The following is a 19,301-nucleotide window of genomic DNA, read 5'->3' on the forward strand; positions in this document are numbered from 1 at the left end:
AGGGGCGGGCTATCGTGGGGAAGGCTGGCTTGCATTGAGCTGTGTATATGCGCAACAGATGGCCGCATCGTCGTGCATTGACGGCGCAGTCTCAACCCCGCCAAGGTGATATCTCCATGGAGATAGTTGCCATAGTGGTGGCGAGGCATAGAATTTGCTTGGATGCACCATGACCCAAAGACCAAAGTCAGGACCGATTTTGTTACGAGCAGGCAAGAGCCAGGCGGGATCGTTGGCAAAGGCGCGCCGCGCAGCCCATGTCGCGTTTGGCAGGTTGAGCGCGGCGCGCGGCCCCCGGCCGGGAACGCGCGCGCGCTCGTATCTGAAGACGGGAGAGGGCAAGCCGCCGTCGGCGTTGCACCAAGACGGCGATATCGCACCCATTGCGCAAAGCAGTCTGGCCCGCTACGAACTGCTAGCGCACGAACTGCACGACTCTGTCGCCTCGCAACTCGGCTTCCTCGCTTTCGAGGCGCGCCGGCTTGAGTCGCTAATCTGCGAGACCGGCGAGGCCGTGCCGCTGGTCGCGGAAATGCGGACAGTCATTGGGCGCCTGCAGAAGCAGGTCAGGGAGTTGATTACCGGCGCTCGCATCGGCATGCAGGGTCTCTCCTTGCGCGATACCCTGGTCGATGCGGTGCAAGAGTTTTCCAGGCACAGCGGCATTGTCTTCGAGCTGGACAACCGGCTGGCCCCCGGGGTGCTGCCGCCGGACCATGAACTTCAGGTGCTGCAGGTCGTGCGGGAGGCACTGGCCAATGTCGTTCGGCATTCTCATGCCACGCAAGTGCGCATCGAGCTGCACCAGTTCGTGGCTGCCTGTCAGGTGGTCGTCGAGGACAACGGCATCGGCATGAACATGCACCAGACGCCTTCCCTCAACGGTCACTACGGACTGGACATTATGAAGGAGCGCGCCTTAGCCATAGGCGCCACGCTCGCCATCGGCAGTGTCACGCCGAGTGGCGTTCGCATGACGTTGCGGATTCCTGTGAGGTGTTAGAGATGGCATTCTCGACCTTGCTGCTCATCGACGATCATCCCTTGTTCCGGCGCGGGCTGGCGGGCATGTTCTCGAGCAGCGGAGATTTCGAAGTCGTGGGCGAGGCGTCATCGGGCCGGCAGGGCATCGAATTGGCGCGCAGGCTGCTGCCGAGCGTAATTCTCCTGGATCTGCACATGCCGGGCCTGTCGGGCCTGCAGGTTCTGGACGAGATCAAGCAAATGGAGCTTGGCTGCCGGGTCATTGCACTGACAGCGGCACTGGACCGCGCGGAGCTACTGGAGGCCCTGCATTTGGGCGTTGACGGCTACGCGCTCAAGGAAATGGAACCCGACGAGTTGCTGGCTTATGTGCGTCAGTGCAGTACGGGGTCGGTGGTGCTCAACGAGCAGATGGTGTCGTTGCTGTCCGACCCAGCCCTGCAGGCCAGGGCCCCAATGGCTGCGTCCGAGGTCGAACTCACGGTCAGGGAGGCGCAGACCCTGGCGCTGATCGCACGGGGCATGAGCAACAAACTCATCGCGCGCGAATTTGGCATTAGCGATGGAACCGTCAAGATCTACGTCAAAAGCCTGTTGCGCAAGCTCAAGCTGCGTTCCAGACTCGAACTAGCCGCCTGGGTTTATCTGAGCGCCCTGCCGGTCCCCACTGGAAAACCATATGCTGCAGACGCAGAGAGCCGGCACGCCGGCTGAACGCTCCGATTTCGCTGAGCTCGGGGCATGGTCGGCCGACGAGTTTGCCGTTGGCCTCGCCAGGCTGACTTTGCAAGGCGAGGTGCTTGAACACAATGCCTACTGGGCGCAACTGCTCGGCACGATGGTGCCAGGTACCGAACTTGAGCGCTATGTGCACCCCGAGGATGCGGCAGCATGGCAGCATCTGATCGGAGCGCTGGCTGTCCCGTCGCCCACCGCTCAGATCCAGTCTGGGCGGCGGCTCCGTTTCGTGCCTTTCGGTAAGGAGCTATGCTGGCTGGAGTTGAACGTCAAATTTTCATCCGGCCAAGTTTGGGTCGCGGCGCACGATGTCACACCATCCCAGCGCCAGTTCATCAGCGCGCAAGCGGACGCCCGCAGCTTACGCGGCCTGATCGATGGCCTGCCTGGCTTGGTCTATCGCGGGCGCAACGATCGTGATTGGACGATGGAAGTGATCAGCCAGGGTTGTCTGATGCTGACCGGCTATCCGGCCGAGGACATGCGCAATGGCCGGCACGTGAAGTACAGCAGCCTGATCGTGCCGGAAGACGCTGACTATGTATGGGACAGCGTGCAGGACGCCTTGCGCAAGCATCAGCCTTACACCCTGGCCTACCGCATCCAATCGGCAGATGGGCGTTTGTGCCATGTACTCGAAAAGGGCCAGGGCGTTTACTCCGCCAGCGCAGAGGTGTTGGCAATTGAAGGCACCATGTATGAGTTGACGCCCGAGGTCCTGGCGCGTCTGGCGACACTCATGCAGCCGGCCTGAGTGCGTCGGGCTTGGCGAACCCATCCACTGCAAGCGTCGGCCCCTGGCAGTACGAGCGCGCTCCATTGGGACAGAGACAGGATTGCCCCGGCAATCTGCACGGACGATGATTTCCCGGTCGATATTGGCTGGCCAGGCCACCCGTGGCGATGCGGAGGCATGCACCATGCGCGAGCGTTCGGCAGGCTAGCGCCCCATCGCGGCGCATCTACTTTCGAAGCGCTGAAGAACTTCATTATGGGAATATTTAATTCCCATGAAGAATATTGGCACAGTCTTTGCGAGACGTAGGGGGCTTGGCCTAGGCCTAGGCCTTGTGCGTTACCGGTTCCGATTACGTGCTCGGCTGGGTTGGCCACATCGATGGTGCCATCGAAAGCGGCCGCCGCGCAGCCCGGACCATTATCGATGACCTCAAGCGCTGCACCCGGGTACAGGGGAATGACGAAGCCTGGGAGATTCATCTTTGTCGTTTGATCCTCCGACCCGAATTCCATACATTAACTTGCAAATCAACGGAGCTATGACGCCATGATTTCTGCTGCAATAAGGGATCCCAATGCACTGCGGAAAGCATTTTCCCATTACCCCACGGGGGTTGCTGCACTTGCTGCGACGGTGGACGGAGATGATCAGGTCCTGGTGGCTTCGTCGTTCATGACAGGCATTTCCGTCGATCCGCCGCTGGTTTCCGTCGCAATTCAGAAGAGTTCGACGACGTGGTCCATCTTGCGCAGGGCAAGCCGCATCGGGGTTTCGCTGCTCGGCCAGGATCAAGCCGCGCTGTGCCGCCAACTGGCCTCCAAGGACAAGCAGGCCCGCTGGCAGGGCGTGACGCGCGACTACACCAGCGCCAAGGCGCTGCGCATTCATGGCGCATCGGCCTGGCTTGAATGCGCAGCTTTTGCCGAGCACGAGGCCGGCGATCATGTGATTGCTTTGCTGGAAGTGATGGACTTTGCAGTCGCCCATTCGATCGAACCCTTGATTTTCCACTGCTCCCGATTTCGGGAGTTGGTGCCTGAGTTGGTGTTGGCCTGAAGCCGGGCGGCAGAATCGTTGATGCAGGCCGGTCGCGGCGTAGTTTTTTCTCCCGGCTTGCGAAGGGCTGACGTGCGCCGGGCCACGAAGGACGCTCGGCTGCGCTGCTGCGCGCCGCGGAAGGCTGGAGGAATCAGCAGAGGCGCTGCCACAGATGATCACGCAGGTGCAGGGAGCGCCGCATCTGGGTAGTGCCAGGCAGGAGGCGAGACACTGCTCTCGCTGGCTCCGAGGAGCTGCAGCAATCCGGCCGAAATCGGAAGTCGAATACGACGACGGATCGATGCAGGTGCGCTGCCCATTCGTTCTCTTATCCCATATGGGAGATGATCACCCCTCTTCATTTCCTTACCCTTGCATCTTCAGGCAGATCACCAGTCGCGATGCTCGATCATTTTAGAAGTGCATTATTTGTCACTTTGATGTGTGGCGTTCGGACTGCGTATTTCTGCGTCACTCAATCGTGGCGATGAAAGACTCTCGGCATGCAAATTTCTGTATATGGTCATCGGCCACTGGAGGTGCAGGCAGCGCGCTTGGCCAATCGCGCAGGTGGCACAGATGCCGACAATTGGATTGTAGATGCCGACTTCAGGATCCCCTATCGCTTCCGCCCCAATACCGGAGGCGCTACGGGAAATTCGGAGTAGATATCGGTCGTACGTTGTGAGGGGGGGGCTATGAACATAGACTTCATTAAAGATCGGGGCGACGTCGAAAACATCGCGCCGTTGGCGACATTCAACGCTACCAGCGCTTGTGACGTACAAGAACTAGCTGAAGCCCTTTCTGGTTGGGATCAGCAGTACGAGCAACTCAGTGCGGGAAAGTTCCGTGGCGAGCTAACCGAGGTTTGCTTTCTTGACACCCAAATTTACGGCGAGAGTTCAAATCAGTCAGTACGAATGACCGGGGAGGGTCTGCCTGGCGCAAGAAATTTCACTTTCTGCTATGACCTGGTCGGGGGCGGGTCATTCCACGGGCACTTGCTCGAGGAGGATGTGCTTCTGACATTCAGCTATGGCGATACGCTAGATTGCAGAAGTCCCAACCTCATGAGTTTGGTGAGTGTTTCGTTCGACGTAGGAACGCTAGCAGACCATATCGAAAGCGTTTGTGGTATCGACGCGGGGAACCATTTGGCAGGGAAGTATACGATTCCCGCAGATAAGACTTCGAGAGCGAATACCAGGGAACTTATCCGGTCAATGCTGTCCGTGCTGCGGCAGAATCCCGCGCTTTTGCGAAGCGAAGTTCTTCAGCGAAATCTTCAGAACACGCTGATGGACAGCATCGCGGGGCTACTGCAGCCATGTGAGGCGCTTCCGTCTGTTCCACGGTCCTACAATAGTCGACGTGCAATTGTTGACCTGGCGAGGAACTATGTGATGGAGAACATTGGTGATTCGCTCACCATGGCCGATCTATGCCGAGCGACTTCGATCAGCCGCAGGAATCTGCAGTACTGCTTTGAAGAAGTGCTCGCGATGAGCCCCGCTCACTATTTGCGAACTGTCCGGCTCAACTGTGTGCGCAGGGAGTTGCGACAAAGGAAAAGGGCAAGCATCTATGAGGTAGCGCAGAGATGGGGGTTTTGGCATATGGGGCGATTTGCCCATTTTTATCAAGCCATGTTCGGTGAGTTGCCCTCTGAGACGTTGCTATGCGTACCACGATAGATAACGTCATGCAGTTGTGCAGCCTGACGCCATCGAAGAACACCGACCGCCATTGGAAGATGACTTGCGCGGGTATTCCTCATCTTTGGATTACATTGCTACGCAATCCAGTCTCAGATTTGTCTAGCAGTAATAGCGGATCGCGGCCCCCAAACGAAGACCGGGACGCGAGGAGCGGGTAAGCGAACTCACTTAGCAGGTCAGGTTACTTGGGGGCGGACATCAACTAGCCTATTTGACATCCAGGTCCGTGCATTGCGTCGGACCTGGATCGTTCAACGTGCCGGCGGCGGCGCAGGATGGGGTTGTGCGGCGGCCGCCGTGGAGGAGGGTACCTCCTGTTTGTTTATCTGCTTTACGGCTTTTGCCTCGTTCCTTGCTCGCTGGATCACGTCCCAGTCGGGGCCGGCGAAAGCAGTGCCGGTTACTAGCAGGCATGCAAATGTTGTAGCGATGTATGTAGCCTTCTTCATAGTTAGTCCGGTAGTTTGGTCAAGTGAAACGCTTCTTGCGTGAAGCCCATGCACATAAGTCTAGCTACAACATGGCGAAGCAAGTATCCGATTTCAGCAAAGCGTATTGCTGCGGCAGCGCTCGCGAGATAACGAAAGTCATTTACATGCCATAGTCCTTATTCGCGTGACGATAGTTTGAGGCAGATTCCAAGGTGCAAAATCAAAGTTGCTCTGGTTGCCTCCCGCGTCTGTCGGGTCCAGCGCTCGATGGCTCTTACCGCCGACTCAATCGACGCAATTAATATCCACGTCACACACCTCACCGTTTTGCCAGAAGCGGATACTGCGGCCAGGGGATTCCTTCAATAATGCTTACTTCCGCTCTCATGCTCTCTAGACTAAGCAGTAGGCTACCCATGCATATCGATCCTCACTTTCCGACCTTCCACTCGCGTAAGCGACACGCGCTGAGCTTGGCATTCGCCGTGACACTCTGCGCCACAGGTTTCTCCGCAGCTTTCCTTTTTTCAGCGCCTGCTCACGCGCACGGTTCTGCTGCAACAATGCTCCCGATGAAGAAGACTCTGGAGGACTTTGGCGCCACAGTGCGCTGGGATGACTTCGCGAGCGTGTATACGATCCTGCGCAACAGCACCCTTGTGAAAGTCAAGCCGGGTTCGAAGTCTGCACTGGTAAATGGTCAACCGTTGCAGCTTGATGTGCCCGTTGTGATGCGAGGGGGTCAACCCTTCGTCTCGGAGACCTTTATCAACCAGGTCTTTCAGTCCAATCTGGACAAGACGTTTGTACTCGAGCGCACGCCGCATCCGCTAAATCCGCTAACTGCAGGCGAGATTAAGGCCACGTTGGACATCCTGAAGACGGCCGGTCGTTACCAGTCTCGCTACCGCTTTACCGAAATTACGTTGAAGGAACCACCAAAACAGGACGTGTGGAACTTTGCCCTTACGGGCCAACCTGTGCGGGCTCCCCGCCAGGCCGCCTTCGTTATCCTCGATGGAAAAGAGGTAATCGAGGGCACGGTCGATCTCTCGGCTCGCACGGTCGTGAGGTGGCAACCGATCGAAGGTGCCCACGGCATGGTGTTGGTAGATGACTTCGCCACGGTGCAGGCCGCAATCGAGTCCAGCATTGAGTACGCGCAGGCGCTGGCCAAGCGCGGGATTAGCGACGTGAAGAAGGTAGTCGGCACACCGCTGACGGTCGGCTACTTCGAAGGAAAGGACGCTCTGAGGCAAGAAGACCGTTTGCTCAAGGTCGTCAGCTATCTGGACGTGGGTGACGGAAACTACTGGGCTCACCCGATCGAGAATCTCGTCGCTGTGGTCGACTTGGGCCAAAAGAAGGTCATTAAAGTTGAAGACCAGAGTGTTATCCCAGTGCCACTGAAGGCAACGCCCTATGATGGTCGAGACCGTGCCACCACTGCTGCTCCCAAGCCTCTGGAGATCAGTGAGCCCGAGGGAAAAAACTACTCGATATCCGGCAACACGCTGCATTGGCGAAACTGGGACTTTCATCTTCGGCTTGATTCACGAGTCGGACCAATTCTGTCCACCGTTACGTATAACGATAAGGGAACGAAACGAAAGATCATGTACGAAGGTTCACTGGGTGGCATGATCGTGCCTTACGGCGATCCGGATATCGGATGGTATTTCAAAGCCTATCTGGATTCGGGCGAGTACGGTATGGGAACCTTGACCTCGCCGATTCAGCGCGGCCAGGATGCGCCGGAGAATGCAGTGCTACTCGACGCCACTATTGCTGACTATACCGGTGCGCCCAGCAAGATCCCGAATGCGATCGCCGTGTTCGAGCGCTACGCCGGGCCAGAGTTCAAGCATCAGGAAATGGGAAAACCTAATCTCAGCACTGAGCGACGCGAACTGGTGGTACGCTGGGTGAGCACTGTCGGAAACTACGACTACATCTTCGACTGGGTCTTTGCTGAAAATGGCACGATTGGCATCAACGCGGGAGCCACTGGCATTGAGGCGGTCAAGGGCGTGAAGTCGCGCACCATGCAGGACGCGACGGCGGTCGAGGACACTCGTTACGGAACCTTGCTTGATCACAATATCGTTGGTACTACTCACCAGCACATCTACAACTTCCGACTCGACCTGGATGTCGATGGTGAATGCAATTCGCTCACGGAGATCGACCCCGTGGTGGCGCCGAACACACGGGGCGGTCTGCGGACCAGCACTATGCAGACGGTGCAACGAAGCCCGGCCACAGAGCTGCAAGCGGCACAGAGGTTCGATGCCTCGACTATCCGCTTACTCAGTAACCCGAACAGGACTAACAAGGTCGGCAATCCGGTGTCCTATCAACTGATCCCCTATGCCGGTGGTACCCACCCCATCGCCAAGGGTGCCAACTTCAGCAAGGATGAATGGATAAATCACCGACTGAGCTTCATGGACCGCCAACTCTGGGTAACACGCTACGACCCTGAGGAGAAATTCCCTGAGGGCAAATACCCTAATCGATCGAGCAAAGATACCGGACTTGGGGCGTTTGCAAAGGACGATCAGTCCATCGTCAATACGGACGATGTGGTGTGGTTGACCACCGGTACCACGCATGTTGCCCGCGCGGAGGAGTGGCCAATTATGCCGACCGAGTGGGTACATGTTCTGCTAAAACCATGGAACTTCTTCGATGAGACGCCCACATTGGGTCTCAATAAGCACAGCAGGTAATCCACACAAAAACACTTGGTCCCACAGTAGTCATGCGGTCGAGTGGAAGCTCCATCAGCGTTGGCTGGTCCTGGCTTGGGCACAGGTACTCGCGACCCAGAGAGATCTAAAAGGACACAGAACATGCAAAGTTTCAAGAACATTGTCAATGCTCAGGCAGTTTGCTCTGCGGAGGGCCTCGAATCCTACAATCCGGCCTCTGGTGAGGTGCTGGGCACGGTACCTCAATCCAGCACCGATGAGGTGGCGCGTGCAGTGGCAGCGGCCAAGGCGGCGCAACCTGCATGGGCTGCCCGCTCTGAAGGGGACCGCAAGGCGCTGATGCATCGCATCGCCGACGTCTTAAAGCAGAATGCCGAGTATTTAGCCCAATGGGTCACGCGCGAACAAGGAAAGCCGTTGGGAGGTGTAGGTCCGGACCAGGTGCCAGGCGCACGATTCGAGTTATGGGCATGCGAGCTCTGGACGCGAGTGACCGCTGATCTGGACTTGCCGAACGAGGTAGCTTTCGAAGACGCGAGTCGGCGTGACGAGGTCCATCGCAAACCTCTCGGCGTCGTTGCCGCCATAGCACCGTGGAATTGGCCGCTGATGATCGCTGTCTGGCAACTGATTCCAGCGATCCGTGCCGGCAATACCGTTGTACTCAAGCCATCGGAGTACACCAGCATTGCCAGCTTGGAGATGGTGAGGCTGATCGCCGAAGTGCTGCCACCGGGAGTTATCAACACCGTTAGCGGTACCGGCGTGGTGGGTGCCACGCTGGTGGATAGCCCGGATGTGAACAAAATCATGTTTACCGGCTCCACCGCGACTGGCGTCCGTATTGCTGCGGCAGCTGCCCGGAACCTCACTCCCACGACCATGGAGCTAGGCGGAAACGACGCGGCCATTGTGTTGCCGGATGCCAACCCTAAAGCTATCGCGAAGGATCTGTTCTGGGGGGCCTTCCTTAACATGGGGCAAACCTGTGCTTGCGTAAAGCGCCTGTACGTACATGAGAGCCTGCATGACGCGATGGTGGACGAACTAAAGGAGCTGGCTTCGACTATGCCCATGGGCAATGGCATGGAACCGGGCATCGCGATGGGTCCGATCCAAAATCGCATGCAGTACGAGAAGGTGGCAGCACTGGTGAAGCAGGCGCGCGATGGCGGAGCAACAATCGTTTGTGGCGGCACGCCGCCAGCGGGGCCGGGCTATTTTTATCCGCTGACTCTTGTGACGGACATCGCCGACGGCACCAGCTTGGTGGACGAGGAGCAGTTCGGCCCCGTACTGCCCATTATCCGCTATCGGGAGATCGAAGACGCTATTGCCAGCGCTAATCGTTTGGACTTTGGACTTGGCGCCTCAGTCTGGTCTACTGATCTCGACGGAGCCAAGGCGATAGCAAGTCGCATCCAGGCTGGCACGGTGTGGATCAACCAGCACGGTGCAGTGCACCCCTTAGTCCCGTTCGGCGGCGTGAAGAGGTCGGGTTGGGGCGTCGAGTTCGGCATTGACGGGCTGAAGTCGGTAACCCAATCACGGGTCATTAGCGTAAAGAAGTAGAAGGGCCATCCAAACTCGATGCGGCGGGGATCGCGATTGGTCCCGCGAGGCGAAATGGGTCCAGGGCAATCTCCTTGCACGCCGGTAATTCCTTAGAGGCTGCTTCAAAATGAAGCGAAGCGGTTCTGGCTAGGTGCGCGGCCGCAGACAGTACAAGTGGTACGGCAAGGCCGCGCAATGACACCAGGATCTTTTTGAAACGGCCTCTTAGTCGATGGCCCGCTATGCTGCGCCGCACGCCCAAGAGCCATTCTCCCCTTAGTAGTCCCCCATTTGATCTCGCGCACAACGCCACCGAGATCAATCATATTTAACGCACCGTCGTCACAGATAGCTAGAGTTCAATCGCGCCTAAACCGCAGAGATGAAGTTCGGCAACCCATGTGACGACCGCCTGTTAGCACGACTTCGCGTACGGGCTGCATCCGAGGGGATCGTGGTAGCGCGCGTGCTTACCATAGCAGATCATGAAGAAATATCTGGCGACCTCGTCAACAGCTGGTGCGTTTTCGATGCGCCTTTACTCCGCAATCTGTTCGACTAAACATGCCATGAGCACTTGTATACTGGTGTCGGTTCATCGATAGCTTATTCCTGTCTTGAACCGGTCAGAATGTCCAGGCTGCTCTCAAAGCGATCTGTCTCCCCTGCACACGATTCTTCGAAGCGAGCTCTTTGTATGCGTGCAGCGTCACCATTGGCAAGCCGGACGCCGGCTTGAAGAACTGGATAGCGGGTCCCGCGGCAACTACACTTGTTTTGCTCCCCTCTACCGTTCTTCCGGCCTGAGTGTCATCTGTGAGTTGTTGACTGAAGTACCCGCCTAACCCGATTGTCCAAGGTCCGATATGTTGGCCAATCGCAAAATCTTGCTGGTATTCCATGCCAGATCGATAGTCGGTGGCATTATTTCGACTATGAACATTAATCTGGATATTGGACGAAATCTCGCCCCCGAAGGGAGCAATGTAGGTGAACGCTAAGGTGGGCGATATCGCCCAGTGGTTTAGCCCCGCGTTTACTGCCCTGTTCTTGTCATAGCTTCCGGTCGGTAGCTGAAGCACTAGTGATGCGTTAATGAAGAGGTTTTCAGCAGGCGCCCACCCCAGAATCACGGGGGAAAACTGTATGTCACCCAACGCCGAATTGCTGCCGCTCCGGCTGATCTTGCCGGCCGGAGCCGGTATGCCAAGATCCACATTCATATCGAAATAGGGTGCAACTACAGACCAGCCATATTTGCCGCCCAGTAGCGTTGAATTGGTCATCTTGATGAAGGCGACACCGTAGGTGTTGGCGGTAAGGTCCGCGCTTACAGGTGACTGATTGCCCGATTTGTCATTCAGACGCTTTGCGGAAAAAGAGGCTACTCGGACTCCCACTGTGGCGATGTCGGACGGAGGGGGTAGCATCCCTGCGCCGAAGTCGTAGACACCGAACGGTGTGATTGGCACCCCGCCCTCAAGTGCAAAGGCGTTCAGCGATATCGCACCCATGGCAAGTAGACATAGCCTGAGAGGAAGATGTGAGCGAGTGGATTGCATGATGTTGAACTCCCGTTGAATAAGTAGGACCGTGGCCAGCTCGGCCTTCTACTGGCCGTTTGCGTGCTAGTGGACTCACTTTATCCATGCGATCCTGCATGGGCATCTGCCATATGGGATAAGGGGCATCGTTGATCAGTTCTCGCGACGTCCCTCGTAGCTTGCATATCCCAAACGGGAGATGCCGGCATTTGGGCATCGTCCTAACATGTGCGACATCGGCAATCGCCTAATGAGGAGATTTCAAGCATGCCCATCCCCGGTCGTATCTTCGAGAGTTTCCTGCTTGGGGTAACCCTGGTAGGAATTAGCTTTGTCGCGGGAGCTCAGCCTGCGGATATTGTCCTAAAAAACGGTGATTTTTATACAATGGATGCCAGGCAGCCGTGGACCAAGGCGGTCGCCATTCGCGACGGAAAGTTCGTTGCGATCGGCACGGATGCGCAGGCAAAGAAGATGGTCGGCCCCAATACTGATGTCATTGATTTGGGGGGGCGCATGGTCATTCCAGGAATCAATGATATTCATGCGCATCCCATTGAGGGCGCCTATGAAGAGCTTTACAGTTGTGCGATTCCGCCACAAGGGAATGTTGCAGACGTGCTGGCCGCTGTGTCAGTGTGTGCCGATCACGCGGAGCCAAATGATTGGATCGTGGGAGGGCCCTGGTCGAGCTCCCTGCTATCGGCACTGGAGAAGGCGGATGCGTTGGTCGCACTCGACCGCGCAAGCAAAGGCTTTCCAGTCATCTTGCGCGACGATACGTTCCACAACCGCTGGGTCAACAGCAAGGTGCTTCAGCTTGCTGGCATCGGGCCTGGATCTACGGCCCCAGCAGGGGGAGTCTATGTGATGGCCGACGGAAAGCCGACCGGTTTGCTAAAGGAGCCACCAGCTTGGTTTGGAGCCAACAAGCTAGCGCCCCCGCGCGGTGCGGAGCGCCTGAAGAAGGCGGCCATGACTGCAGCAGCTAAGCTGAATGGCTTTGGTATCACTAGCGTCCAGGATGCGTTGGTAACCCGAGAGATACTCTCAGCGTGGCACGCGGCCGATACGCAAGGTGCGGGTCTGCCGATTCGCGTAATCGCATCACTGGCTAACGACCATGCCGAGCCCGATTCGGACGACCTCCCGAGCAAGGCGGACGGGGATCGCGTTCGGAGTGCTCACCTTCGCCCGAACTACATCAAACTCTTCCTTGATGGTGTTCCGATGGCATACACTTCTGCGATGCTGGAACCGTACGAGCCCAGCGCGGAACATGGACGCGAGTTCCGGGGCGCCGCGTTGTATTCGCTCGATGAGCTTGTCAGGAAGCTGAAAGAAGCGGACAAGCAGGGAATTCCCGCCAAGCTCCACTCGGTTGGGGACGGTGCCGTTCGCTTGGCGCTTGACGCTATCGCGGCAGTACGCAAGGAAAATGGCATGTCCGGTCCTCAGCACCAGATCGCTCACGTCACTTTCGTTTCTCCGTCGGATATTCCCCGGTTCGCCAAGCTCAATGTCGTTGCCGATGTCTCTCCGATGCTATGGTTTCCCCATGCCTACACGCCGTTGTTCGAGCATGTCGTGGGTCACGATCGCACGATGCACAGCTATCCGATCAGGAGTCTAATGAAAGCCGGGGCACTGGTCGCGGGGGGATCGGACTGGCCCGCAGGGCAGCAAACACCGGACCCTTGGATGGGTATCGAGGGACTCGTCACTCGAAGCAATCCGAATGGCGATGTGCCAGGTGTCTTGAATGCCAAGGAGCGGATCCCGCTGGACGAAGCGATCCGTGTCTACACAATCAACAGTGCCAGGGGCATGGGGCTAGGAAGAGAGACGGGCAGTATCGAGATAGGGAAGTCGGCGGATTTCGCGGTCCTGGATCAAAACTTGTTCAAGATTGACGCCGCGCGCATCCACAAAACCAAGGTGCTTGCGACCTACTTCGAGGGAAAGCAGGTCTATCGAGCAGCCGAGAACCTTTCTCAATGATCGCCGGAAGCGGCATAGCCGCTTCCTACGCAATCTCTCAGCTTTGTCAGCCTTGCTGACGAATGCCCTTGGCACGGTCTTTCTTGAGTAGCCTCCTGAAGGACTGCCTCGATGCAATGCTCACACTGTGCCGTAACGGATTTCCGCGGCAGTGCTCATATGCAAACCTTCGTCGCTGTAGTCCGCGATCTGAGCGGCCGCACTGCAAAGCACTCGACGTACGAGTTCCGATTGACGGCCTGCGCCCGTTTTGGCGAGCACTTGCTTTAGCTGATAGCGAGCGGTTCCCACCGTTACTCCGCGTTGCACCGCGTACTGCTCCAGGGATATGCCGGCGACCAGTGCGCTCGCCAGCTTCGCCTCGGCACCGGTTAGTTCGAACAACGCCATCAATGCTTCCGCTGGGATCTGCCCGGCCGGATGATTGTCAGTGAGGGTAACTAGCAACGCCTTCTCGTGACCATCCGCCACAAATGAGTCCAGTGCTTGCAACGCGAGTTGCCAGCTCTGAGTGCCGGACTGGATCGCAAGAAATCCTGGCGTGCTGCAACCGGCTTGGTCAAGCAATGCTTTCGCCAAGCGATGCTGGGGCTGTACGCCTGCAGCTCTGAGTACACCGTCGCGCACAAAGAGTCCGTGTCCCGCGCTCAACTGGGCTCGCGCTTTCTGGTTTAACCATTGCACCTCACCGGAAGTGCCGCAGACAACGAGGCCACATTGCCATCGATCCAGATGGCAGCGGAAGAGAGCCTCCGCAGACCGACTCGCTGCCACGGTCTGAGTGAGGGAGACCGCCTGCTGAAAGTGTGGCATCAGCGAAGCGATACGATGCCGTTGCCGTGGGGAGAAGTCGCTCGAGTCATGGATATCACGATGTAGAGCAATAGCCACGTACCGGTCGAGCCCAACTGGCATCAAACCTCCCAGAAATCGCCCCAGGCCGATCTCGACGAGCTGTTTCTGTAGCCGGAGCGCAATGGGTTGCTCCGCGCTACAAAACAAGTCTTCGTCATCCGTCAAACCGCTGGCTACCCTGCGCAGGCGTTCCCCTTCCAATCGCGGATTTGCGGAGTCCGAAATGAGGGCCTCGTAAGCAAACATGTCAAGCGATGTATCGTGCGCGGTCCAGTAGACCCTGGCCTGGGAGCCTTGCAAACTGATTGCCTGCACGACGGCGGAACGTGCGCCGGTTTCGGTGCATAGCAGGTCTAGCACCTCCTGCCACCGCTTTGATTCGGTGCAGGAGCCGTAGAGGCTCAGCAATAGAGGGTCAGCTACAGTCGCAATTTCCACGGCCCGGCAGGATTTTCGTTTAGACGAAAGCACTGTGAGGCAATTTTGATGCCAGGGGAATCGGGATTTACACGACTGATCGATTTTGGAATGGGGCCGACAGTGTCGAATAGAGCTCATCGGGCTGTCGCTCAAGAGCCGCACTGTAAATTGTGTCAATGCGGGGTGCGGCCGTATGGTGGCAGTCAAGGGAGTGGCAAAAAATTGGGGGCGGAATCCGTCGGACGGGGAAAGTGCTGTCTACGGATACTGGGAGAGCCCATATGCGCATCTCCTAGGAACCGTACGTGCGCCTTTCACTGCATACAGCACAGCATAAGTATCGTCACCCGATACCGGTCTTGCCATCCGGCGCAAGTTTCTCGCATTCGTCCCATCGTTGGTTCCCCATCATAAATGAGATGAGGGTGTTCAACTACCGAACGACGATACGCTCTTCCAAGCTCCCCTACGTCGAATCTCAAATATTGGTTTGTGACAGCCGCACCTCGCGCCAGTCTGCACCCTTCAGGTCGGGGAAAACCTTGAACGTCTATGCGGGCAGTTACAGCCCGCCATTCGCCATTTGCGCATTCTCATACCAACTCCTACAGCAGTTCGTCTTACGGCTCTCTCATTCCGGTTTGATGCCGAGATCGGTGACGATTTTTCGCCAGCCATCGATCTCCCGTTTGATCTGTCCCCGAAATTCCCCGGGGCTTCCGCCGGCGGGCTGGGCACCGTCAGCCTGGAATTTTTCCGGCGTCTCTGGATTGGAGAGAATCCTGTTAACCTCTGCGTTTAGACGTTTCACGAGGGTCTCAGGCATGCCTTTGGGTCCAATCAAGCCGTACCAGAGAGTGACGTCGTAGCCCTTGAATCCAGCCTCCGCGAGCGTCGGCACATCGGGCAAGGTGGGAATACGCGTCGGCATCGTGATTCCATAGGCTCGTAGCTTCCCAGTCTTGATCAGTGGAAGTGCACTCGCGGTCGCCGCGAAGTAGATGTCGACCTGGTTTGCCAAGACATCGTTTAGCGCAGCGCCGCCGCCCTTGTAGGGCACATGGTTCAGCTTCAGACCCGCCATACTGCCAAACCGCTCGGCGGCGAGGTGGATAATGCTCCCCTGTCCAGACGAAGCAAAATTAAGTCCACCCGATCTTGACTTTGCTAACGATACCAACTCCGCAGTACTCTTTGCCGGCAATGCAGGATTTGACACAAGGATTAGCGGCCCTTTTGATACCTGCGCAATGGGCGTGATATCTTTGACAGGATCGAACTTTAGCTTGTACAAACTGGGATTCACCGTGTAGCTAGACGAGATAAGCGTCAAGGTGTAACCGTCGGGGGGGGCGGCTAGGCCGGCGTTGATTCCGATCAAGCCACCGGCGCCGGCTCGATTCTCCACGACGAAGGACTGTCCGAATGCCTTGCTCAATCCATTGGCGAGATAGCGGCCCACGATATCGGCCCCGCCCCCGGGAACAAAGGTAACAATGATCTTTACTGGGCGCGTGGGATAGGTGTCGACCCAGGCATGTGCTGAGTTCATCAAAAGGCCCGCGAGTAGCAACAACACACCTCGCATGAATTTTGGGAATGTCAATGCAATCTCCTGAATGCTGTTAAGCGTGGCGTGTCCCCGTGCGGCGCTGCCGACAGTGAAAACGGTGTTGGCCAAGGGCATCGATGGCCGGACGACGTCAACTTACTCGCCGTGAATGTTCCGATCCTTTATGAGGCGGGCCCATTTCGCAGCGTCCGAGCGAATAATGCTCGCAAACTCGGAGGCGCTGCTTGGCGCCGGAACCAAGCCGAGTTGCTCCAGATTCCTGCGAACATCCGACGACGCCAGGCTGCGCCGCAGCGCCTCGTTGATTCGGTTGACGACAGCTGGCGGCGTTGTGGCCGGAGCCATCATGCCGTACCAGTTGCTTGCCTCGACATTGGCGATGCCCTGCTCCGCCAGCGTTGGGATGTCGGGTAGAAATGGCATGCGTTTGGCTGATGCGACTCCGATGGGCTTAAGACGCTTGCTTGTGATGAATGGCATTAGGCCGGAAGCATCGCCAAAGAAGGCATCAACTTGTCCACCGAGGGTGTCCGTGATCGCCGGCGCAGCGCCTTTGTAGGCTACGTGCAAAAAATCTATGTGTGTTGCCGCCTTGAACAACTCGATCGTCATATGTGGCATGCTGCCGACGCCGGTCGAGGCTAGGCTTGGTGGCTTGGCGGAGTGCCTAGCTTGTTTGACAAAAGCAGCGGCAGTCGAGGTGGCGGCATCGGGCTTGACAACCAGCACCTCTGGCGTGTTTACGACCATCGAGATAGGTGCAAGGTCTTTCTGTGGGTTATAGGGCAGGGCCGAATAGAGCGCCGGATTAATTACGATGGCTCCAGCGCTGGTGAGGAACAGAACAGAGCCATCGGCAGGAGACTTAGCCACGAAGCTTGCGGCGATAGCACCGTTTGCACCCGGCCGGTTGTCAATGACGACAGTCTGCTTAAGTTCTATTTCGAGCTGCCGTGAGATGGCGCGCGCCAGAGAGTCGGCCGGACCGCCGGCAGGAAACGCCACTACCAGGCGCGTAATGGGATTCGCATTAGCGGCGCCCGATACCGTGAAAAGTGGTGCGAGCGCGCAAGCAAGCAGCGCCGCGGCGAGACCGCCGCGGCGCAAGGTGCAAAATGCCATGAGTTGTCTCCAGTTATCTAATATCTGCGTGAGGAAGCCTAGCCTCCTACCGCACCTTGAGTATTGACATACAGCGAGTAGATTGACGTGCAGGACGCCATGAAGAGTCGATTGCGATGATGGCCACCGAAACAGAGATTGGCGCAGCGCTCCGGCAGCGCGATGTGGCCGATGGCTTCTCCCTGAGGTGAGAACACTCGTACGCCATCGAGCTCCGGTGTGCCCATACCCCAACCGCACCACAGGTTGCCGTCGACGTCGACGCGGAAGCCATCGGGCGTGCCGGGACCCGCATCCACCAGGACGCGGCTAGCACCTAGGCGGCTGCCGACAGAATCCACGTCAAAAGCACGAATGCGACGTGGCCGTGCCCGTGACTCGATTACGTATAGCGTAAGCTCGTCGGGAGAGAAGGCTAGCCCGTTCGGTCCGCTGATGTCGTCTGCGACGATGGTGGCAGTGCCAGTGTCCGGGTCCAGTCGGTACAGGCGCTCCGGCAGTTCGGAATCGGCTCGTTCACCTTGGTAGTAGCCAGAAATCCCGAAGGGTGGGTCGGTGAACCAGATCGAGCCATCCGACTTCACGACCACATCGTTGGGAGAATTGAGGTGCTTTCCTTCAAACTTGTCTATTAGCACAGTGATGCTGCCGTCATACTCTGTGCGTGTCAGACGCCGGCCGGCGTGCTCGCATGTAACCAGTCGGCCCTGGCGGTCGCGCGTATTGCCGTTGGCATGATTTGATGGCGAGCGGAATTCGCTGACTACCCCCGTAGACTCTTCCCACTTAAGGATCCGGTTGTTGGGAATGTCACTCCACAATAGGTAGCGACCATCGCCAATCCATACCGGGCCTTCGGCCCAGCGGCTGCCGGTCGCGATGCGCTCTACGGCAGCAAGTGCCAGCCGATATTTTTCAAAGGAGGGGTTGAGCACCTGGACTGCAGGGTCGGGGTACCGGCACAGCGGCATCTGCGAATTAATGTTGTTTGTCATCGTTCTTTCGCTCCTCTCAAGCGTATAACCGTGCCGCATTGCCAGCCAATACTGCGTTAGTCGTCGACTCATCGCCGCAGACAGCGCGGATCCAGGCTAGAAGGTCTTGCTCGCTTGGGCACGGGTACGCAATGTTGGGATGAGGCCAGTCGCTGCCCCAGATCGCGCGATCAGGGGCGATGTCCAACAGCCTGCAAGCGATGGGCACCGCTGCGCCGAACGGCGCCGACCCACCGGTAATTCGGTCGGCTCCAGATAGCTTTATCCAGATATGCGGCAAGGCAAGGAGGGTCTCCAGGGTCGAGAATGCGGAATAGTCAATTCCGTCGGCAGCCTTTGCCCGCGCCATATGATCGATCACGAGCGGCACGCCATGCGCGGCGAGGTGTTCGAGCGCCTCCAGCACGTCCGGCAACTCCCCATGCACCAATGCATGCCAGCCATAGGGACGGATGCGGTCGAGCATGGCTAGCATGCGGGCCGGGTCGCTGCGCCCGGCCAGGTGCGACATCAGTCCCAGGCGGATACCGCGAACGCCTCGTGAATGCATGTCAACCAGACGCGCTTCGTCGATCTCAGGGTCAATCAGGGCTACGCCTCGGTAGGCGTTGGCGCTAGCGTCGAGAGCCGCAAGCAACGCGTTGTGATCATCGCCATAGCATGCTCCCTGAACAAGTACGCCGTGCGAGATACCGAGCCGGCTGTGCAAGGCGTGGAGCTCTGCGAAAGGCGCCGCCTGTGGGCTGTAAATGGCGTCCGATGGCAGAGGGTGTACCGCATAAGGGCCATAAATGTGGGTATGGCAGTCCCAAATGCCGGCTTGCCTTGCATCTGCACGCATCTCAGTCATGGTGTGTCTAGTGGAGAGGTTT

At 57.7% G+C, this 19,301-nt stretch carries 14 protein-coding genes; 8 read left to right on the forward strand and 6 right to left on the reverse strand.

Going from position 1 to position 19,301, the window contains the following annotated elements; all coding sequences use genetic code 11:
• Positions 1-169: 169 nt before the first annotated feature.
• The 7 genes from AC1RQC_RS31930 (at position 170) to AC1RQC_RS31960 (ending at position 9,937) form a co-directional block, all read left to right on the forward strand.
• Complete coding sequence (locus AC1RQC_RS31930) at positions 170-1,003, forward strand: sensor histidine kinase (RefSeq protein ID WP_492808771.1); 834 nt, start codon at positions 170-172, stop codon at positions 1,001-1,003.
• Between the two features lie 2 nt (positions 1,004-1,005).
• On the forward strand, positions 1,006-1,698 hold the full coding sequence (locus AC1RQC_RS31935; protein ID WP_492808773.1) for a response regulator: 693 nt from the start codon (positions 1,006-1,008) through the stop codon (positions 1,696-1,698).
• Entirely contained in the window at positions 1,664-2,476 is an 813-nt protein-coding gene (locus tag AC1RQC_RS31940) for a PAS domain-containing protein (RefSeq protein ID WP_492808775.1), read from the forward strand. The genes AC1RQC_RS31935 and AC1RQC_RS31940 overlap by 35 nt, the downstream gene beginning before the upstream one ends.
• 531 nt (positions 2,477-3,007) lie before the next feature.
• Positions 3,008-3,517: a flavin reductase family protein gene (locus tag AC1RQC_RS31945; RefSeq protein ID WP_492808777.1), complete on the forward strand. Its 510-nt coding sequence runs from the start codon at positions 3,008-3,010 to the stop codon at positions 3,515-3,517.
• 680 nt (positions 3,518-4,197) lie between these two features.
• On the forward strand, positions 4,198-5,196 hold the full coding sequence (locus AC1RQC_RS31950) for a helix-turn-helix domain-containing protein (RefSeq protein WP_492808779.1): 999 nt from the start codon (positions 4,198-4,200) through the stop codon (positions 5,194-5,196).
• 871 nt (positions 5,197-6,067) lie between these two features.
• On the forward strand, positions 6,068-8,383 hold the full coding sequence (gene tynA / locus AC1RQC_RS31955) for a primary-amine oxidase (RefSeq protein ID WP_492808781.1): 2,316 nt from the start codon (positions 6,068-6,070) through the stop codon (positions 8,381-8,383).
• A 123-nt stretch (positions 8,384-8,506) separates the two neighbouring features.
• Complete coding sequence (locus AC1RQC_RS31960; protein ID WP_492808783.1) at positions 8,507-9,937, forward strand: aldehyde dehydrogenase family protein; 1,431 nt, start codon at positions 8,507-8,509, stop codon at positions 9,935-9,937.
• A 608-nt stretch (positions 9,938-10,545) separates the two neighbouring features.
• On the opposite strand, the gene AC1RQC_RS31965 is transcribed toward AC1RQC_RS31960, so the two are convergent.
• Positions 10,546-11,481 (reverse strand): SphA family protein, encoded by a 936-nt coding sequence (locus AC1RQC_RS31965; protein ID WP_492808785.1) that lies wholly within the window; start codon positions 11,479-11,481, stop codon positions 10,546-10,548.
• A 249-nt stretch (positions 11,482-11,730) separates the two neighbouring features.
• Between AC1RQC_RS31965 and AC1RQC_RS31970 the strand changes: the two genes are divergently transcribed.
• Positions 11,731-13,464 (forward strand): amidohydrolase, encoded by a 1,734-nt coding sequence (locus tag AC1RQC_RS31970; RefSeq protein WP_492808787.1) that lies wholly within the window; start codon positions 11,731-11,733, stop codon positions 13,462-13,464.
• A 120-nt stretch (positions 13,465-13,584) separates the two neighbouring features.
• Here AC1RQC_RS31970 and AC1RQC_RS31975 read toward each other — a convergent pair whose 3' ends face one another.
• The 5 genes from AC1RQC_RS31975 to AC1RQC_RS31995 all read right to left on the reverse strand — a co-directional run bounded on the left by AC1RQC_RS31975 (position 13,585) and on the right by AC1RQC_RS31995 (position 19,279).
• Positions 13,585-14,727 (reverse strand): helix-turn-helix transcriptional regulator, encoded by a 1,143-nt coding sequence (locus AC1RQC_RS31975; protein ID WP_492808788.1) that lies wholly within the window; start codon positions 14,725-14,727, stop codon positions 13,585-13,587.
• Positions 14,728-15,370: 643 nt separating this feature from the next.
• Positions 15,371-16,420: a tripartite tricarboxylate transporter substrate binding protein gene (locus tag AC1RQC_RS31980; protein WP_492808790.1), complete on the reverse strand. Its 1,050-nt coding sequence runs from the start codon at positions 16,418-16,420 to the stop codon at positions 15,371-15,373.
• A 27-nt stretch (positions 16,421-16,447) separates the two neighbouring features.
• Positions 16,448-17,434, reverse strand: coding sequence for a Bug family tripartite tricarboxylate transporter substrate binding protein (locus AC1RQC_RS31985; RefSeq protein ID WP_492808791.1), 987 nt, complete (start codon positions 17,432-17,434; stop codon positions 16,448-16,450).
• A gap of 38 nt (positions 17,435-17,472) precedes the next feature.
• Positions 17,473-18,429 carry an SMP-30/gluconolactonase/LRE family protein gene (locus tag AC1RQC_RS31990; RefSeq protein WP_492808793.1) on the reverse strand — a complete coding sequence of 319 codons (957 nt, stop codon included), beginning with the start codon at positions 18,427-18,429 and terminating at the stop codon, positions 17,473-17,475.
• Positions 18,430-18,445: 16 nt separating this feature from the next.
• Complete coding sequence (locus tag AC1RQC_RS31995; protein ID WP_492808795.1) at positions 18,446-19,279, reverse strand: amidohydrolase family protein; 834 nt, start codon at positions 19,277-19,279, stop codon at positions 18,446-18,448.
• Positions 19,280-19,301 lie beyond the last annotated feature (22 nt).

This window comes from Cupriavidus sp. GW822-FHT03E04, from assembly GCF_058801495.1.